The organism is Pseudoalteromonas sp. PB2-1 (genome assembly GCF_045040605.1).
GTDB lineage: Bacteria > Pseudomonadota > Gammaproteobacteria > Enterobacterales > Alteromonadaceae > Pseudoalteromonas > Pseudoalteromonas arabiensis.
This window is the reverse complement of record NZ_CP090667.1, coordinates 1,927,443-1,943,936: the sequence shown is the minus strand read 5'-3', so window position 1 is coordinate 1,943,936 and position 16,494 is coordinate 1,927,443. Positions and strand designations below refer to the sequence as shown.

At 38.8% G+C, this 16,494-nt stretch carries 15 protein-coding genes; 8 read left to right on the top strand and 7 right to left on the bottom strand.

Annotated elements, in window-relative coordinates; genetic code table 11:
* Positions 1-418 precede the first annotated feature (418 nt).
* Positions 419-769 carry a hypothetical protein gene (locus L0Z67_RS08985; RefSeq protein WP_193988866.1) on the top strand — a complete coding sequence of 117 codons (351 nt, stop codon included), beginning with the start codon at positions 419-421 and terminating at the stop codon, positions 767-769.
* Positions 770-829: 60 nt separating this feature from the next.
* Here the strand turns inward: L0Z67_RS08985 and L0Z67_RS08980 are convergent, their stop codons facing one another.
* Entirely contained in the window at positions 830-2,029 is a 1,200-nt protein-coding gene (locus L0Z67_RS08980) for an Nramp family divalent metal transporter (RefSeq protein ID WP_405127872.1), read from the bottom strand.
* 339 nt (positions 2,030-2,368) lie between these two features.
* On the opposite strand from L0Z67_RS08980, the gene L0Z67_RS08975 reads away from it, so the two are divergent.
* Both L0Z67_RS08975 and L0Z67_RS08970 read left to right on the top strand, forming a co-directional pair.
* Positions 2,369-2,566 (top strand): hypothetical protein, encoded by a 198-nt coding sequence (locus tag L0Z67_RS08975; RefSeq protein WP_062569169.1) that lies wholly within the window; start codon positions 2,369-2,371, stop codon positions 2,564-2,566.
* 165 nt (positions 2,567-2,731) lie between these two features.
* On the top strand, positions 2,732-3,151 hold the full coding sequence (locus L0Z67_RS08970) for an MAPEG family protein (protein WP_405127871.1): 420 nt from the start codon (positions 2,732-2,734) through the stop codon (positions 3,149-3,151).
* 39 nt (positions 3,152-3,190) lie between these two features.
* Here the strand turns inward: L0Z67_RS08970 and L0Z67_RS08965 are convergent, their stop codons facing one another.
* The 3 genes from L0Z67_RS08965 to L0Z67_RS08955 all read right to left on the bottom strand — a co-directional run bounded on the left by L0Z67_RS08965 (position 3,191) and on the right by L0Z67_RS08955 (position 7,062).
* Positions 3,191-4,483, bottom strand: coding sequence for an Ig-like domain-containing protein (locus L0Z67_RS08965; RefSeq protein WP_237127863.1), 1,293 nt, complete (start codon positions 4,481-4,483; stop codon positions 3,191-3,193).
* A gap of 22 nt (positions 4,484-4,505) precedes the next feature.
* Positions 4,506-5,018 (bottom strand): outer membrane beta-barrel protein, encoded by a 513-nt coding sequence (locus L0Z67_RS08960; RefSeq protein ID WP_237114121.1) that lies wholly within the window; start codon positions 5,016-5,018, stop codon positions 4,506-4,508.
* A gap of 196 nt (positions 5,019-5,214) precedes the next feature.
* A complete protein-coding gene (locus L0Z67_RS08955) occupies positions 5,215-7,062 on the bottom strand; it encodes an ABC transporter ATP-binding protein (RefSeq protein ID WP_237114120.1) in 1,848 nt (615 codons plus the stop codon).
* Positions 7,063-7,215: 153 nt separating this feature from the next.
* Here L0Z67_RS08955 and L0Z67_RS08950 point away from each other — a divergent pair, with 153 nt between their 5' ends.
* From L0Z67_RS08950 to gdhA, 5 genes are all read left to right on the top strand, one after another.
* Positions 7,216-8,046, top strand: coding sequence for an alpha/beta hydrolase (locus tag L0Z67_RS08950; protein WP_405127870.1), 831 nt, complete (start codon positions 7,216-7,218; stop codon positions 8,044-8,046).
* 4 nt (positions 8,047-8,050) lie between these two features.
* On the top strand, positions 8,051-8,446 hold the full coding sequence (locus L0Z67_RS08945) for a VanZ family protein (RefSeq protein ID WP_237127865.1): 396 nt from the start codon (positions 8,051-8,053) through the stop codon (positions 8,444-8,446).
* A 61-nt stretch (positions 8,447-8,507) separates the two neighbouring features.
* The gene (locus L0Z67_RS08940) at positions 8,508-9,413 is read left to right on the top strand and encodes a diguanylate cyclase domain-containing protein (RefSeq protein ID WP_193988858.1); all 906 of its coding nucleotides are present in this window, start codon (positions 8,508-8,510) and stop codon (positions 9,411-9,413) included.
* A 165-nt stretch (positions 9,414-9,578) separates the two neighbouring features.
* Positions 9,579-10,967 (top strand): M28 family metallopeptidase, encoded by a 1,389-nt coding sequence (locus L0Z67_RS08935; RefSeq protein ID WP_405127869.1) that lies wholly within the window; start codon positions 9,579-9,581, stop codon positions 10,965-10,967.
* Positions 10,968-11,277: 310 nt separating this feature from the next.
* A complete protein-coding gene (gdhA, locus tag L0Z67_RS08930; protein WP_237114116.1) occupies positions 11,278-12,630 on the top strand; it encodes an NADP-specific glutamate dehydrogenase in 1,353 nt (450 codons plus the stop codon).
* Between the two features lie 132 nt (positions 12,631-12,762).
* Here the strand turns inward: gdhA and L0Z67_RS08925 are convergent, their stop codons facing one another.
* From L0Z67_RS08925 to L0Z67_RS08915, 3 genes are all read right to left on the bottom strand, one after another.
* Complete coding sequence (locus tag L0Z67_RS08925) at positions 12,763-14,478, bottom strand: AMP-binding protein (RefSeq protein ID WP_405127868.1); 1,716 nt, start codon at positions 14,476-14,478, stop codon at positions 12,763-12,765.
* A gap of 236 nt (positions 14,479-14,714) precedes the next feature.
* Positions 14,715-15,161 (bottom strand): DUF3010 family protein, encoded by a 447-nt coding sequence (locus L0Z67_RS08920; RefSeq protein WP_062569160.1) that lies wholly within the window; start codon positions 15,159-15,161, stop codon positions 14,715-14,717.
* A 64-nt stretch (positions 15,162-15,225) separates the two neighbouring features.
* Positions 15,226-16,242 carry an endonuclease/exonuclease/phosphatase family protein gene (locus L0Z67_RS08915; protein WP_405127867.1) on the bottom strand — a complete coding sequence of 339 codons (1,017 nt, stop codon included), beginning with the start codon at positions 16,240-16,242 and terminating at the stop codon, positions 15,226-15,228.
* Between the last annotated feature and the right edge of the window lie 252 nt (positions 16,243-16,494).

The following is a 16,494-nucleotide window of genomic DNA, read 5'->3' as shown; positions in this document are numbered from 1 at the left end:
GCTTTAAGCCTTAAAAATAAGAAAGCCGTTGTTTTTATGAATAGCGGCTTTTTTTATAAAAGTAAATAAATTTGTTTTAAAGCTTACAAGTACCTGTAATCTTTTTGCTTTTTTTACAAAAAATAGTCGTAGAGGTATATTAAGGAAGTTAAAGGAATTAACTAAGATTGCTAGATAAAACACTACTAGCAAAAATTGTATAGTGATAATGGAATATAATATGGATTTAGCAGCAACATACTCGCAAACAAACTCACTTACGTTCGATATCTTCGAAGAGCACCTCCATAAAACAATCGACAAATCAATAATCAATAATCAATAGTCTAGACCCTATAGCAATGGATAGATATCAAAAGATAAATTTGGAGCTCACAGATAAAATGGATAGCTTGAGAAAATACCTTAAATATATATTTTGATATTACTTTTTGGAAGCTTGTTAAATGCTTGTACAAATATTTATTGGGGTATTATTAAGAATAGCACTGACGAAGCTATTCAAGTAAAGCTAACGTTTATAAATGAGTATGGAACACAGGTTTTGGAACTTATGCCTATAGAGTCTAATGATAGTAGTGCTTGGGAATATAGGCAGTCATCATTGGTTATTACAAAAATAGATGAGGATTTATCTATGGTTGAGGCAACCAATGCAAAAGGGTGTACTATTATGTTAGACCGAGAAGAGATTGAAAAGAATGTTAGCGAGCACAAACAACAAATTATAATTTCTACTGATGATTTTTTTAATGCTTGCACTAAGTAACCCTCAATAATTGGGATTATTATTAAAGGCTACTTTCAAAAGTTGCAATTAGATAAGTATTTAAAAAATCAAGCTAAACAACTTGATGCTACTCAATCCAAAAATAAGTACAAGTACGGGTAATGTCACTAGGTTTACTAGCATAGAGTTGGTGTAATCTCCCATTACAGTTTTTTGATTGACTAGCCATACCAAATACGTCGTTACAATAGGTAGCAGGAGGCCATTAGCTGCTTGTGCAAAAATAATAACAGCGACAGGGTCAAGACCGAGTGAAGCAACAAATGCACCAAACAGTAAAATAGTAATTGCAACAAGTTTAAAACGCGTGTTACTCATTTGTGTTGACCAGCCAAGCATACCGCACACAGCATAAGCGCCTGCTAGAGGGGCGGTTATAGCACTTGTTAGGCCTGCTGCGCACAAACCAAGTGCAAAGAAGTAGTGAGCCATTGAACCTAATAAAGGTTCGAGTTGTACGGCCATGTTAGCTGCAGATATTTTGCCAGCTTCAGTACCATAAAAAGCCACGGAAGCAGTCGATAAAATTGCTAAGGTGATCACACCACCAAGCGTGATCGATATACCAGTATCAAGGTTTGTTTCTTTTATTACTTTTTGCATGTCATTATTTTTATCATGTTTTTCGGCAAGGACACCTGAGTGCAAAAATAAATTATAGGGCACAATTGTCGTGCCAATTAATGCCAGTACAGTTGTGATTGATTCTTCAGGTAGGCTTGGAATGAAGCCTTTTAAAATCGCCGTTAAAGACGGTGCAGCCATTACTAAAGTTGATATAAACACTATACTCATTAGTACAACGAGAACAATTAATGCGCCTTCTATTACCTTATGTTTACCTGTATATAAAAGTACAGCACTTAGAATTGCTATCAGTGGAGTCCATAATAATGGGCTAACAGAAGGAACAATTTCTTGCAGACCCAAACTTGCACCAGTCAAATTACCCGCTTCATAAGCCGCACTACCAATACCTATGGCACTGATTACTAAAATAGCTGCTAAAGCTTTAAAAACGGGTGTTTGAATCGTTGTTCTTAAAGCTGATGCTAAATCATGCCCAGTTGCCACACCTAAGCGAGCAGCCATAGATTGAAGTAGAATGGTGGCAATAACAGAGAAAAGTAACGTCCATATCAAAGCAAAACCAAAATTAGCACCGGCTACACTTGCTGTGGTGATGGTGCCTGGGCCGATAAAGGCGGCAGTGACAAGAAGTCCTGGTCCTAAGCGCATAAAAAACCTTTTATTATTAGAATGTTGTTTTATTAAGGTGAAAAATACCAAAAAACACATGTTCAACAGATTGAACCAAAGGGTATAGGGACTAAAGAGCAGGGTAAAGTAAAATAGGTGAACAGTTACAACTTTCTTTTATGGAAATATCACATAACGTAGGTAGATCCATAGTGATTTTAATGTAGTTGAGTGTTGTATTTTTTATCAGTGGTTTAGCAAAATAGAAAACAGCAAACCACGCTTGCTGAGAATACCGACTTTGATATAGGTTCAATTTAAAAATAGTGCTGGCAAGGGTTTTTTACGACACAATACTACCGATCACAGCTCATCTTATTGCTAGAGAAAGATATACTCAGTAACAAACTAATTTCCTATAATGGATCAAACAGTTACAGCTATGAGCTATTCAAGCAGCTACCTGATAAAAACGTATTTACTTTTGTTGCCACTAATAATTGTGATGACTATCAACAACAATTATTTGAGCAACTTGATGCATTAACGATTAATCAAATAGTGCATCAAGGATAGACAATCACTACTAAAAGGTTATTTAACGACTATGAAAAGTTTATACATAACCAAGTAAATTGTAGATTTAAATATATTTTATTTATTAAAAAGGTATATTATTCAATGTGTTATTTTGGTTCGCTTTTTGCTTCTATTGTTTAGACTACTTTGAAGGAGCAATAAATGACCGAATTATCGTTAACTGTATATTTTGCGTTCTACGCGTACCTCATAATGCTGCTGATTCAATGGTTGGTGGCAACTGTTTCAAAGGCAAAACGAGCGGGGGCAATCCCTGGCAAGCTTGAACCTGAATTGAGCCATGAGAGTTTCACATTTCGTGCCCATCGCACTTTTATGAATACATTGGAAAATAGCCCCTTATTTGTAGGGACTATTTTACTGGCTTTTACACTAAACCTGACTAGTGGCGTCTTTGCTGTTTGTGTTTGGGTATATGTTGTAGCAAGAGTAATACATATGGTGCTTTATTACGCGATAGCCACTGAGAAAAACCCAAGCCCACGCAGCTATTTCTTCTTAATTGGTTTGGTATCTAATATTACAATGCTTGTACTGGTAGGAATACGTCTGCTGTATTAATAGAGAAGGGCTCTTTTAGTAAAAGAGCCCTATTTATGGTCACTCGATGTTAATGAGGGTACTGCTTACCAGCGAGTCATATGTCACAGTGATAACTGCGGTACCTAAATTATTAGCCTTACTCGTTACTCTAAAAGCCGCCTGCTGAGTACCAGGGTTGATTAGTTTGGCTGTTATTAAGTTGCTATCATTCGTGCTCCAAGTAGCAAACTCAGTGACATTTAAAGACTGTGGGCTTGAATTATAATTTGCTGTTAATTGCAAATCTAATGACTCTGATGATGAGATTGTATATTCGCTATTGCCTTCGTTTATCTGAATAGAATTGAGATCGTCATTACCTTCTATCACCAATGTCGCTATTTTTTGTTTTGGACCACACGAACCAATTAACTGCGTTACGCCTGGTTTTAAAGCTAAAATAGTTGCATTGTCACCTTCATCAGTACTGACATTTTCTGAAAGCCCAACTAAGCCTGCATTGATCACAGACCAATTGACACTCGGGTTGATATTAACAGCTTGCTTAGAAACACTTTCATCATAAGTTGCTTGCGCAGCGAGTTGGATTTGTTCGCCAACATTCAGTGTGATCTCGTCCACTGTTTCTTCCGCAACAATTAGATTTAAACTTTCTAAATTGACAGGATCTGCAGTAACAACCAACTCTCCTGAAACATTATTGATTGTTCCAGTAACGGTTGTGTTTTCTATGTTTGCAGCAGAGGTATAAATGATGCCTTGGTTATTTATTCTAGCTGTGGAGTCTTCATCAATACTAAAAGTAACACCTCTAATACTATTTTGGGCGATATACCCATCAGCATAGGTAATATCAGCCGATATTCTAGCTGGCATACAGGTGTTAATGCTCCCTGATGCGGGAGCTATTTGTTTTAACGAAATTGACGAGGCTGCCACATCACTGATAGAAATTTCCTCTTCATCAAAAATATCGTTAATAGTGGTTGCCGTTATGGTTAACAGCCCTTGACTAGAGTCAGCATTTTTTAGTGCTGTTAGGAGTCCGCTACTACTAATTTTCGCGATGGTTTCATCACTTGTTTGCCAAGTTAACTCGTCAGTAATATCTCTCGAATCGCCGTTGCTATCAATGCCGGTTGCGATTAACTGATGCGTTTCACCCGCTTTGAGTCGAACCTGACTATTTTCGATGCTGACTGTCTCAATAATAGTGCCATTTTCGCGAAGCTTTTCTAGCTCAACTTCTTTTGCTAGTTTTGATGAGTCAGTCTCTGAGCCGCAACCTAGAATTGAAGTAACAATAAGAGCAACAGTTGACAGCTTTGTAATGTTCGATATTTTTTTCATGGAATTCCTTTTAACTGACTACTTAAAATTGATAGGTGAAACCTAGCGTTACACCACTGATGTCAACATCATCGCCTTCAAACAAAGACTGGTAAGCAAGTCTTACATGTGTATTTTTAATGTAAGGCACTTCTTGATGTATTGCGACGCCCCATGCAAAACCATCGTAGTCATAGTCGCTAGGAAGCTCTTGGGAAGTTGAAGTTACTTTCATTTGAGTTTTCGCATAGCCCAATGAAACATCTAGGCCAAAACCATTGACGATATTTGATTGCATTACAAAATAAAGACCAACACTTTTATCAATATCGAAATTTATATTGTAGATATCATCATCATTACTTGAAACGAGGTATTGAGCTTCAAATGCCATATTTTTGTTACTTACCCCAGCTCTTAAAAAAGTGGCTGTTGGTTTGGCACTTTCGCTGCTGATCTCAATATCACTGAGCATGTAATCAACACCGAAGTAGGGCGTGTCAGCCTGCGCAGAGAAAGAGGCTGTGAGAATTAAAAGCGAGAATAAATGTTTCATAATCCATTATTTTGTGTTTATTTTAGGCGCAATGGTAACGCTTTGTAGTGACTCAAGCAAGCGAGCTTTACTTTATATATGTAGACTCGTTGATGTATGATTAAGCGAATTGGTATAACGAACATCTAAACTTTGGCTGCGGACTTAGCTGCGGAGCGAGAAAATTTAGATGTTCATATAAAAAACGCTGATAGAGCTACTCTACACCAATAAAACCACCGGTTTGATGTGACCAAAGTGCAGCGTAAATACCCCCTTTTTGGATTAGTTCTTCATGAGAGCCTTGTTCAACGACGCCTCCTTCATCAAGTACTATGAGCCTATCCATTTGTGCAATTGTTGATAAACGATGGGCTATGGCAATAACCGTTTTGCCTGTCATTAAGTCATCTAGACTTGTTTGAATAGCAGCTTCTACTTCTGAATCTAAAGCACTGGTTGCTTCATCTAAAATAAGAATAGGGGCATCTTTTAATAATACACGCGCTATGGCGATACGTTGACGCTGCCCTCCTGACAGTTTCACACCGCGTTCACCGACTTGTGCAGCAAAACCTTTATTGCCTTTACTGTCTTCTAAGTCCTCAATAAACTCAATTGCTTTTGCTTGTTTTGCTGCTGCTAGCATTTCTTGTTCAGAGGCATCAGGTCGTCCATAGAGGATATTATCTTTGACTGAACGATGTAATAAGGACGTATCTTGTGTGACCATTGCAATATGTTTGCGTAAGCTTTCTTGAGTTACGTTGGCAATGTTTTTGCCATCTATACTAATGGAGCCGGAATCAACATCATAAAAGCGCAGTAACAGATTAACGAGTGTGGATTTCCCCGCACCAGAGCGGCCAACTAAACCTATTTTTTCGCCAGGCTTGATAGTAAGGTCCAATCCATTGATAACAGGGCCTCTGTGGGTTTCATTTGCTGCTTTTCCATAGTTAAACTGTACGGAATCAAACGTAATCTCACCTTGCGTTACAGCTAAAGTGTCTGCGTTTGGTTTATCATCGACATCAATGGGTGTTGATAGGGTTTTCATACCATCAGCCACTGTACCAATATTCTCAAATAGACTACTGATCTCCCACATAATCCATTGAGCCATGCCATTTAAGCGAAGTGATAAGCTTACGGCAATAGCAATTGCCCCCACTGATATTGCACTAATCGACCATAAGTACAAAGACAAAGCAGCAATACTAAACACAAGAAGGTAGTTTAATGTATTGATAGAAAAATTTAGGCTCGTTACTAAGCGCATTTGTTGATAAACAGGCTGTAAAAAAACATCCATACTATCTTTGGCATATTGTTCTTCGCGTTGTGTGTATGAGAACAATTTGATGGTGGAGATATTCGTATAGCTATCTACCACTCGGCCGGTCATTTCCGAGCGAGCATCAGCTTGTGAACTCGCGATCTTTTTTAATCGTGGTACAAAGTACATTTGTATAGCGGCGTAGACGAGTAACCACACTAATAACGGGATCATTAGGCGCCAATCTGAGTCTGCAACGAGAAACACCATAGCGCCAAAGTAAACAACAATGTACATCAACACATCGAGTAGCTTCATGACAGATTCACGCACTGCCAGTGATGTTTGCATCACTTTCGTTGCTATTCGTCCGGCAAACTCATTTTGGTAAAAACCGATACTTTGTCGCAGCAAATAACGGTGTGCTAACCAACGGATCGACATAGGGTAATTACCAAGCAAGGCTTGGTGTAAAATTGCAGAGTGAAAAAAAACGACGATTGGCAAAACAATCAATAATACGACAGCCATTTTTATTAACTCTGACTTTTGTTGGTCAAATAATGTCTCTGGAGTGTATTGGCCTAACCAGTCAACTAGTTGCCCCATGTAGCTAAAGAGCGACACCTCTAAAATAGCCAAAGCTGCAGCACTTAGAGACATCAGTATCAGTGATAACTCCATGCCTCGAGTATAATGACGGCAAAATGCAAATAATGTATTGGGTGGCTGGGAAGGCTGCTCTTTTGGAAATGGATTTATCATCCGTTCAAATAAACGATACATACACGACACTTTTCAAAGTAAGATTGCCTAACTATATCACTGAGCAGAATTTTTAGCAGTTGATTTACCTAAAAAACTATTAAAATACATCATGATTCAAGTGTTTACATATCTTAATTACCATGGAACTATAATAAGAAAAAGGAACTTACCATGAAAAAACGGCTTAGCTTATTTGCACTCATGATCAGCTTACCTATAAGTGCTTATCAAACAGACACTTTCACCTTTAAAGGTAAGAAGACCGCGATAGAAAAACCGCTGACAATTACTTTACCTGATAACTACGAAGAATCTAAAAACTATAATGTTGTTTACGTATTACATGGCTTTAGTGGTAATCACACTGATTGGACAAAGCTCACTAACATTGAACAACTTGCTGACCAATATAATGTTATCGTTGTTAACCCAGATGGTAACTTTGGCTCTTGGTATTTAGATTCTGAGGTCGACAAAACATCGCAATATGAAACATACATTGCTGAAGACGTTGTAGACTATATCGATTCTAATTATTCGACTAACCGGTCTAAAACTGGCCGAGCAATCACAGGGTTATCGATGGGAGGGTTTGGTGCACTGCATATCGCGATAAATCACCCTCATCGGTTTGCAGCTGTATCAGCGATGTCTGCGGGGGTCGATGTAAGACCTTTTAGTGCAGAGTTTGATCTTACCAAGGTGCTTGGCAATTATGCTGAAAATGAAGCAAGGTGGGATAGCATCGCTATCGTTAATAACCTTCATAAAATTGCAGCAGGTAATACAGCATGGAAAAAGAGCGCTGACGATCTTCCCATCATGCTTGATATTGGCGTTGATGATTTTTTTATTGAACAAAACCGAGCCTTGCATCAAGCGATGCTAAATCTGCGTATTCGGCATGATTATATCGAACGCCCAGGCACTCATGATTGGCATTATTGGAGTAAAGTCATTCCTTATCAGTTTTTGTTTTTAACTTCTCATATGGCACGGTAAATAGATGTTTCAACGTTTTCTTATTCTATTAGCAATTGGTTTTTTTGGGTTTATCGGTTGGGTTATTTACCTTGCTAATACAGGTCAGAAATCGGTGTTTTTTGATTTAGTTGCTGCGATACCGTATGGCGATAAGCTTGGGCATTTTTTATTATTTGGATTGCTCACACTATTTATAAACTTAGCGTTTAAGTTCAAAGCCAGTGTTATTGGGGGCTTTAAAATATATTGGGCTGCTTTAATTGTGTTTACTTTTGTTGTGTTGGAGGAGTTCAGTCAATACTTTATCGCCACGCGTACTTTTGATCTTGTTGATTTACTGGCTGATTTAAGTGGCATTGTATTTTTTTGTATTTTATCTACTTTTTTATCAAAAAAGTTGTACCCAATTACTACTTAATTGCTCAGTTACTTGCTCGGTTTAGGCTATACTCAGTTTATAGTCAGCTTGAAAGTCGCTTATGAAGAAAGAAACGCCTGAATACTTGTCTGATATTATTGAGCTTTTATTAGATGCTGTTTGTGTAGTAGATGCAAAGGGCTGCTTGCTTTTTACTAACCCTGCCTTTGAAACTATTTTTGGCTATCCCCCTGAAGAAGCCATCGGTAGATATATGTTAGATTTTGTCTACCCAGAAGACAGGACTAAAACTATCAATGCCGTTAATCAAATTGTTATAAATAATCATCCTCCTCGTTTTGAAAATCGATGGGTTAGAAAAGATGGCCGTATTGTACATGTTTTATGGTCAGTTTACTGGTCTGAAGAAAAACAAGTCAGGGTGGCAATAGCTTATGATATTACCGAGCAAAAGAACCTCGAACAAAAACTGATTTATATGGCAGGACATGATTCATTAACAGATTTACCTAATCGCAGCTTTTTGATTTCTGAGCTAGAAGAGTCATTGTCTGTTGCTAATACGATATCGACAATTATTGCTGTCCTCTTTATTGACATAGATGGTTTTAAACAAGTAAATGATTTTCATGGTCATGCAGCGGGCGACAAGCTATTAAAAACAGTTGCGATGCGTCTTCGTCACCAACTTAGAAAAGAAGATAGTGTAGGGCGCTTAGGGGGAGATGAATTTGTTGTTATTTTAAATAGTATTAGTAATAAGCAAGATGTTGTCGAAGTCGTTGATTTATTGCGTGAAGAGATTTGTAAACCTCTTGAATATAATAATGAGTTACTAAGCTACTCGCCAAGTATTGGTGTGGTTTTATTCCCTGAGCATTATGGTGATGCTGAATATTTAATCCAATGCGCTGATAAGGCAATGTATGATGCGAAAAAAGCAGGGGGAAACCAAGCCGTTTTTTATCACAGTGGAATAAAGCTTCCCAATGTAAAGCCAGAGTAGTTTTAAGAGAAAACGACTATTTAGGCTGATAAGTAATCGTATCGGACTCACACTTAAGTTCTGTTTAATGATTGTTTTAACCTGATAATCTGTTTTCTGACTCATAACTATTGTGCGAAAAAAAATAGTAGTTAGCCTTGAATGATTCATTGAAGGAGTGAAACTATGTTTAAGCGTAAAATAATAACAACAAGTGGTGCTTTGTTTAGCTCATCACTGTTATTGGCAGCGGCAGTGCATGCCACGACACCTCAATACAAAGGTCAACAAGCTTTGCATGATATTGCAAATGCAGTTTCAAAAACGCGTATAGAGCAAGATATTCAAACCTTGGTTGATTTTGGTACTCGTCACACCTTATCAGAAACGAAATCGAATACGCGCGGTATTGGTGCGGCTAGGCGCTGGATAAAATCTGAGTTTGAGGCCATTTCAAAAGCCTGTGGTAATTGTCTAGAAATCATTGAAGTAAAAGACACTATCTCTGGTGAAAAGCGTATTCCAAACCCGGTAGAAGTTGTCAATATCGTGGCGATTCAGCGCGGCCAAGTTGATGAAAACCGCATGATCATGATGTCGGGAGATATTGATTCGAGGGTCTCTGATGTAATGGACTATACCTCTGATGCACCAGGGGCTAACGATAATGCTTCCGGTGTGGCTGGTGTGCTTGAATCTGCACGTATTTTGTCAAAGTATAAATTTAATGGCTCAATTGTGTATGCTGCGCTGTCTGGTGAAGAACAAGGCTTGTTTGGTGGTAAAATTTTAGCTAAATATGCACAAGAGCATCACTGGCGTGTTCATGGCGTTTTAAATAACGACATGATTGGTAATTCAACCGGCATTAATGGTGTTACAGATAACACAACAGCACGTATCTTCTCAGAAGGCACTCGTGTTATAGAAACAAAAGAACAAGCTAATAAACGCCGCTTTAACGGTGGTGAAGTCGACTCTGCAAGTCGTAACCTCGCGCGCTACATCGATACAATTGCGGATAGATATATTGAAAATCTCGATACCATGTTGGTCTATCGACTCGATCGATTTGGTCGAGGAGGGCATCATCGTCCATTCAACGATGTTGGTTTTGCGGCTGTGCGCATTATGGAAACCAATGAAAACTACAATCAACAGCATCAAGACTTACGTACTGAAAATGGCATTACTTACGGCGACACCATCGATCATGTTGATTTTGCCTATGCGGCTAAATTAACCTCGTTAAATGCTGTGACAATGGCATCAATGGCGTGGGCACCCGCACCGCCAACAGGTGTCAGTATTTCAGGTGCTGTAAAGCCAAGTACAACACTAGCTTGGCATAAAAGTGATGATCCAACAGTGGTTAGCTATAAAATTTATTGGCGTTATACCAGTGAACCACAGTGGCAGTTTAGTCGGGACGTTGGCAAGGTAACCGAAGCCACCCTTAAAAATGTCGTGATCGATAACTACTATTTTGGTGTCGCAGCCGTGAACAAAGACGGAATTGAATCCCCAGTTGTATTCCCAGGGGACGTTGGCGCATTTGAGTGGCCTAATAAGTAAGTTATTAGGCGTCATAGCGTACATTAATGTGCGCTATGAATGATCCTAATTCGCATTTCGACAAAGCTATTTTGTAAAATTAACTCTCTTTTAGCAGCGTTAAAATGTCTTCGCTTTTCATTCATATCCACAACAAAAAATATGCGCTAGCATAAAGTTAACTTAGCGAGTGGCTTTAGCACATGATTACTTGACCTTTTAAACCATTTTTATAGAGTAGTCTTCACTTATCATTCAAAGTGATCGATTTTTTACTAAATAGAGTTTAATTAGTAACGAGTAATTTCAATAGCTTAATAGAGGAGTTGGCATGCAATATCTACAAGGAATTCTGCAAACAGTAAAGGAATCTAACCCTAACGAACCTGAGTTCTATCAAGCTGTTGAAGAAGTACTATCATCTCTAAAGCGTGTCGTTGATGGACATAATGATTATAAAAAAATGGGCATTATTGAGCGATTAGTTGAACCGGAAAGACAAATCATGTTCAGAGTTCCATGGCTTGATGATAACGGGAATGTGCACGTTAACAGGGGGTATCGTATTGAGTTTAGCTCTACTCTTGGGCCTTTTAAAGGAGGTCTACGTTTTCATCCAAGTGTAAACCTTGGAGTTATTAAGTTCTTAGGCTTTGAACAGATCCTTAAGAATGCGTTAACGGGTTTACCCTTAGGTGGCGCAAAAGGAGGTGCAGACTTTGACCCGAAAGGGAAAAGTGATAACGAGATTATGCGTTTTTGCCAATCTTTCATGACAGAGCTATATAGGCACATTGGTGCTACAACGGATGTACCAGCGGGTGATATTGGCGTAGGTTCAAGAGAAATAGGCTATTTATTCGGCCAATACAAGCGCATAACTAATCAGTTTCAAGGGGTGCTAACGGGTAAGCCCTTGCTGATGGGGGGCTCTGCATTAAGAGCTGAGGCCACAGGCTATGGCATAGCTTATTTTCTAAGTGCTATGCTTGATGCTAAAAATGACTCTTTGCAAGGAAAGCGTTGTCTCGTATCAGGCGCAGGTAATGTCGCACTCCATTTGATGGATAAGCTTAGCCAATGTGACGCTATCGTTTTAACCTGTAGCGATTCAAAAGGGACTTTATACTGCAAAGATGGTTTAGATGTTGAGCTTGTTAAACACCTAAAAACAGAACAAGGAGCTGAGCTTCGAGACTACCTAAACACACACTCTGAAGCTGAGTTCACACCCGTTAATCAGTACCCAAACAATGGTCATAAAGTATGGCAATATGAAGCTGATATCGCTTTACCCTGTGCAACTCAAAATGAAATTACTAAAAATGATGCGACTTCACTTGTAGATAATGGCTGTTTAATCGTATGTGAAGGTGCAAATATGCCAAGCACTGCAGAAGCGCTGACTGTTTTTAAAAAGCATAAAGTTTATCTTGGACCTAGCAAAGCCGCGAATGCGGGTGGTGTGGCAACTAGTCAGTTTGAAATGGCACAAAATGCTAGTATGCAAACATGGCGACCAGAGCAAGTCGATGAAAAACTCCAACAAGTTATGAGGACTATCTTCGATACTGTTTCCACTACAGCGAAACAGTACTCTCATGAAGATGATCTAAGCCTTGGCGCTAACATAGCAGGTTTCGAGCGTGTAGCAGAAGCAATGATGAAACAAGGCGTTGTATAGCTGAGATCTGAAAACAACCCCATGCTATTTACAGAAAACGCATGATATATGGTGGCTTTGAGACTATTTTAGATAAATAAAAGTGCATTTTTAGCTAAAGCTCGATAATGCAGAGCTTTAGCTATCTCTTAATTACGAGAATGTTTTTTCTCTGAGCAACTCCTGCATTTGCTCACGCATTTTGAATTTTTGTAGTTTACCTGTGACTGTCATTGGGTATTCATCGACAAAGTGAATGTGCTTTGGTACTTTAAAATAGGCAAGCTTGTCTTTTAAAAATGTGCGAATGGCCTGTTCATCTAGTACTGCATCATCCTGTGGTTGTATCCACGCACACACTTCTTCGCCATATTTTTCATCGCTAATTCCAAAAATTGCGGCATCTTGGATACCTGGGTAGGTGTAAAGTACCTCCTCGATTTCTCGTGGATATATGTTCTCACCGCCACGAATAATCATATCTTTAATGCGACCAACGATAGAAACAAACCCTTCTTCGTCCATTACCCCTAAATCTCCAGAGTGTAACCAGCCGTCCTTATCAATGGTGGCATCCGTTTTCTCTTTATCGTTCCAATAGCAGCGCATGATACCCGCACCGCGGCTACATACTTCGCCAGGGATACCAATCTGTTGAATATCACCCAGTTCATCAATAATTTTCACCTCGGTATGGGCTAGAGCGCGGCCGACAGTACTCACTTGCTTTTCAATTGGTGAGTCAGTTTCAGTCACATTGTTAATCGGGCTACATTCAGTTTGCCCATAACCAATCACGACTTCTGTCATATGCATTAGTGAATGAACTTTGCGCATAACTTGCTCAGGGCATGTCGAACCGGCCATGATGCCCGTTCGTAGGCTAGATAAATCATACTGAGCGAACTCTTTGTGTTCCAATTCTGCTATAAACATAGTCGGTACGCCATGAAGAGCGGTACAATGTTCTTTTTCTACCACTTCAAGGGTTGTTTTAGGATCAAATGAATCACTTGGGAAGACCGCTGTTGCACCTTTACTAATACACACTAAATTACCTAACACCATACCAAAACAATGGTACAGAGGCACAGGAATACAGAGTTTATCCTGATATGTCAGTTTCATAGCCTCAGCCATCAAAAAGCCATTATTGAGAATGTTTTTATGCGATAAGGTCGCGCCTTTTGGGTTGCCTGTGGTACCTGATGTAAATTGAATATTGATATCTTGCTCGCAATTCAACGTAGCTGCAATCGCATCGAGTTCGAGTTTATGAGCATCTGTAGCGCGTTGCATTATATCATCAAAACTGAACATTCCTGGAGCTGGCTTATCACCAATACGGATGATGTTTTTTAAATGTGTAAGGGCGTTTAGGTTTAACTCACCTGCATATGAGTTTTTTAACTCAGGGGCAAGTTCATTAAGCATGCTTATATAATTACTCGCTTTAAATTCACTCGCGGTAATAAGTGTTGAGCACTCAACGCTGTTAAGGGCATATTTTAATTCACTGGGGCGATATGCTGGGTTAATACATACCATAATGGCACCAATTTTTGCGGTAGCGAATTGCGTTAAACACCATTCAATATTATTAGGGGACCAGATACCAACACGGTCTCCTGGTTTAACGCCAAGCGAGAGTAGCCCCATAGCGAGTTGATTAATTCGATGTTGGTATTCTTTGTATGTCAGACGAATGTTTTGATGATTAACAACAATAGCAGGATGTTCTGGGTTATTGTCGACAATATCGTCAAGATACTGACCTATTGTTTTATCAATTAAGGGAACGTCAGTAGCGCCTTGGAAATAGCTTTGTGTTAATGGAAGACTGTTACCATGTATATTGTTTGCTTGCATTGTGTTCTCCGTGTCCTATTGAATGTTGTCGTGGACTTGATGCGAAAATAGCTAAATCAATTTATTGAATATTCGCATAGCATTAGCTTACATGTTTAACTAAGCATAGATTGTCGACAAATGAAAGCGGTATAAGACTAATGTACAGAGTGTAGCTCTAAGTTGGGAGGAAAGGATGGTCTTTTTACAGGCACAAAAAACGTGCATAAGCACGTTTTTCAAGTATTGATAAATGGTTAGGCTTCATCTCGCTTGTAGGTTTTACGCATCAAATAAACGTAGGCATTAATAAAGGCATTTTCTTGAAACTTTTTAAGACCTGTATCTTCAAACGCGATAGGTAGAGGGTTACGTTTTAACTGTTCTTTTATTGTCGTTGCGCTTAATACTTCTACGTCTAGTTCTTCAATCAGTTGGATAGCCGTTTCCATCTTAAAACCTTTTGCACTACCAGCAAACTTACCTTTCGGCTGACGTTCTTTAATTGCTACAGAATCAATTTGATAGTCTTGCATTAATTTTCTGAAATCAAATTGAAATTTACGCATCACTTCCGTGTCGTTGCCGTTAGCTAAGGTAAAGCGAGTTTGTCTTATATCACGGATATCAAACACATCGTTATCTTTCGTTAAAATACACAGCAGCACGTCGCTACCGGTAATTTCTACACCGCATGTTCTCATGGTCATTCTCTAAATAACTTAATTTTCGCAATTATAGCAAGTAACGACCTGAAAAACAGTTGCTTTAAAAATGAATTTTAATAGCAATCGCACTATGATCACTGACGCTTATGTCTTCAAGTGTTTCGGCAGGATTTAAATGTTCTTCAAAGCTCAAATAGGAGACTGAACTCACTTTTGACATTGCACATTCAGGATTAAAATGTGCAGAAACAAGGATATAATCAAGTACGCTGCCACGGCGATGGTAATAATGACTGAAGGGCTTAGTATAGCCTGCTTTATTTTCATCACTAAATAGATATGCATCTGTTAATCCGACCACAGGTTCATTTTGCTCGATGCATGGTTCACAGCGTGTCGGATGAAAACCTTGTGTCATAAATGATAATGTCGGGCTAGTAAGTACATCGTTAAAATCACCCATCACAATAGTTGCACACTGTTTTTCACGCTGTGTCTTTAAAGCATCGTAATAAACAATTGAGGCCTCAAGGGAACGTGATATTTGCGATTGCATAGTCCCCACAGTTTGATGTAGCAATTGAAGTAATGGATCTTCAAGGTTATGAATATTTAAAATATGCGCCATTGATTGCACGCGTTGTGATTTAAAGTGAACCACATAACAGCAGATATCCCCAAAGAAAGGGATTGAGATTAAGCATTTAATAGGGGTTCTATTGAACTTGAACTCATTTTGGTTATTCAGGTATTCAAGCAGTTCTGGGCAGGGTGTCAGTGGTTCACAGCTTTTTAAAGGGTACTTACTGGCTAAAGCGACAATGGGATTGAAAAGTACCTGTGGATATAGCGCATCGTGACTTGGCGTGTCAACTATTTCAAAGTAGTCGTAACCTGCTTCTTTACATTGTACTTCCAATGCTTGATAGCTAAACACTTCTTGAAAAGCGACTATATCGGCTTGGGTTTGGTTTAGAAACTGGGCGATAAATTGCTGCTTTTGGCGCCACTGGGTTTTATTATAATGTTCATGTTGCTGATAAAAAGAATAGGGTGGTGCTGTATAATTTAGCAAATTAAATGTTGCAAATTTAACTGTGTGAGGTTTTGACATCATATTTACCCAAAAAGTTATCTTCACTAAGTATGAAATGGGATAAGTAATTGTCAATTTAGTCTTCTAACTACTTGTATTTGAATTCAGTAGCGGCGACAATGGTCGTTCATGTTTGCGAAGACTCAGTGAATATGAGCCTAAATAGGCACTAAAATGGCAATGCTTATTCGTAAAAGCGTTGCAGAGTTTACAAATTAATTTTTTAAAAAATACATGTGATGCATTGTAGGCATCACCACTGTAGTAAGGATT

Bases quoted from the DNA above. Each gene is read 5' to 3' on its own strand.
- L0Z67_RS08925 (WP_405127868.1), bottom strand. From the start codon at position 14,478: ATGCAAGCAAACAATATACATGGTAACAGTCTTCCATTAACACAAAGC.
- L0Z67_RS08960 (WP_237114121.1), bottom strand. From the start codon at position 5,018: ATGAAACATTTATTCTCGCTTTTAATTCTCACAGCCTCTTTCTCTGCG.
- L0Z67_RS08935 (WP_405127869.1), top strand. From the start codon at position 9,579: ATGTTTAAGCGTAAAATAATAACAACAAGTGGTGCTTTGTTTAGCTCA.
- gdhA (WP_237114116.1), top strand. From the start codon at position 11,278: ATGCAATATCTACAAGGAATTCTGCAAACAGTAAAGGAATCTAACCCT.
- L0Z67_RS08950 (WP_405127870.1), top strand. From the start codon at position 7,216: ATGAAAAAACGGCTTAGCTTATTTGCACTCATGATCAGCTTACCTATA.
- L0Z67_RS08915 (WP_405127867.1), bottom strand. From the start codon at position 16,242: ATGATGTCAAAACCTCACACAGTTAAATTTGCAACATTTAATTTGCTA.
- L0Z67_RS08955 (WP_237114120.1), bottom strand. From the start codon at position 7,062: ATGTATCGTTTATTTGAACGGATGATAAATCCATTTCCAAAAGAGCAG.
- L0Z67_RS08920 (WP_062569160.1), bottom strand. From the start codon at position 15,161: ATGAGAACATGCGGTGTAGAAATTACCGGTAGCGACGTGCTGCTGTGT.
- L0Z67_RS08940 (WP_193988858.1), top strand. From the start codon at position 8,508: ATGAAGAAAGAAACGCCTGAATACTTGTCTGATATTATTGAGCTTTTA.
- L0Z67_RS08945 (WP_237127865.1), top strand. From the start codon at position 8,051: ATGTTTCAACGTTTTCTTATTCTATTAGCAATTGGTTTTTTTGGGTTT.
- L0Z67_RS08970 (WP_405127871.1), top strand. From the start codon at position 2,732: ATGACCGAATTATCGTTAACTGTATATTTTGCGTTCTACGCGTACCTC.
- L0Z67_RS08965 (WP_237127863.1), bottom strand. From the start codon at position 4,483: ATGAAAAAAATATCGAACATTACAAAGCTGTCAACTGTTGCTCTTATT.
- L0Z67_RS08980 (WP_405127872.1), bottom strand. From the start codon at position 2,029: ATGCGCTTAGGACCAGGACTTCTTGTCACTGCCGCCTTTATCGGCCCA.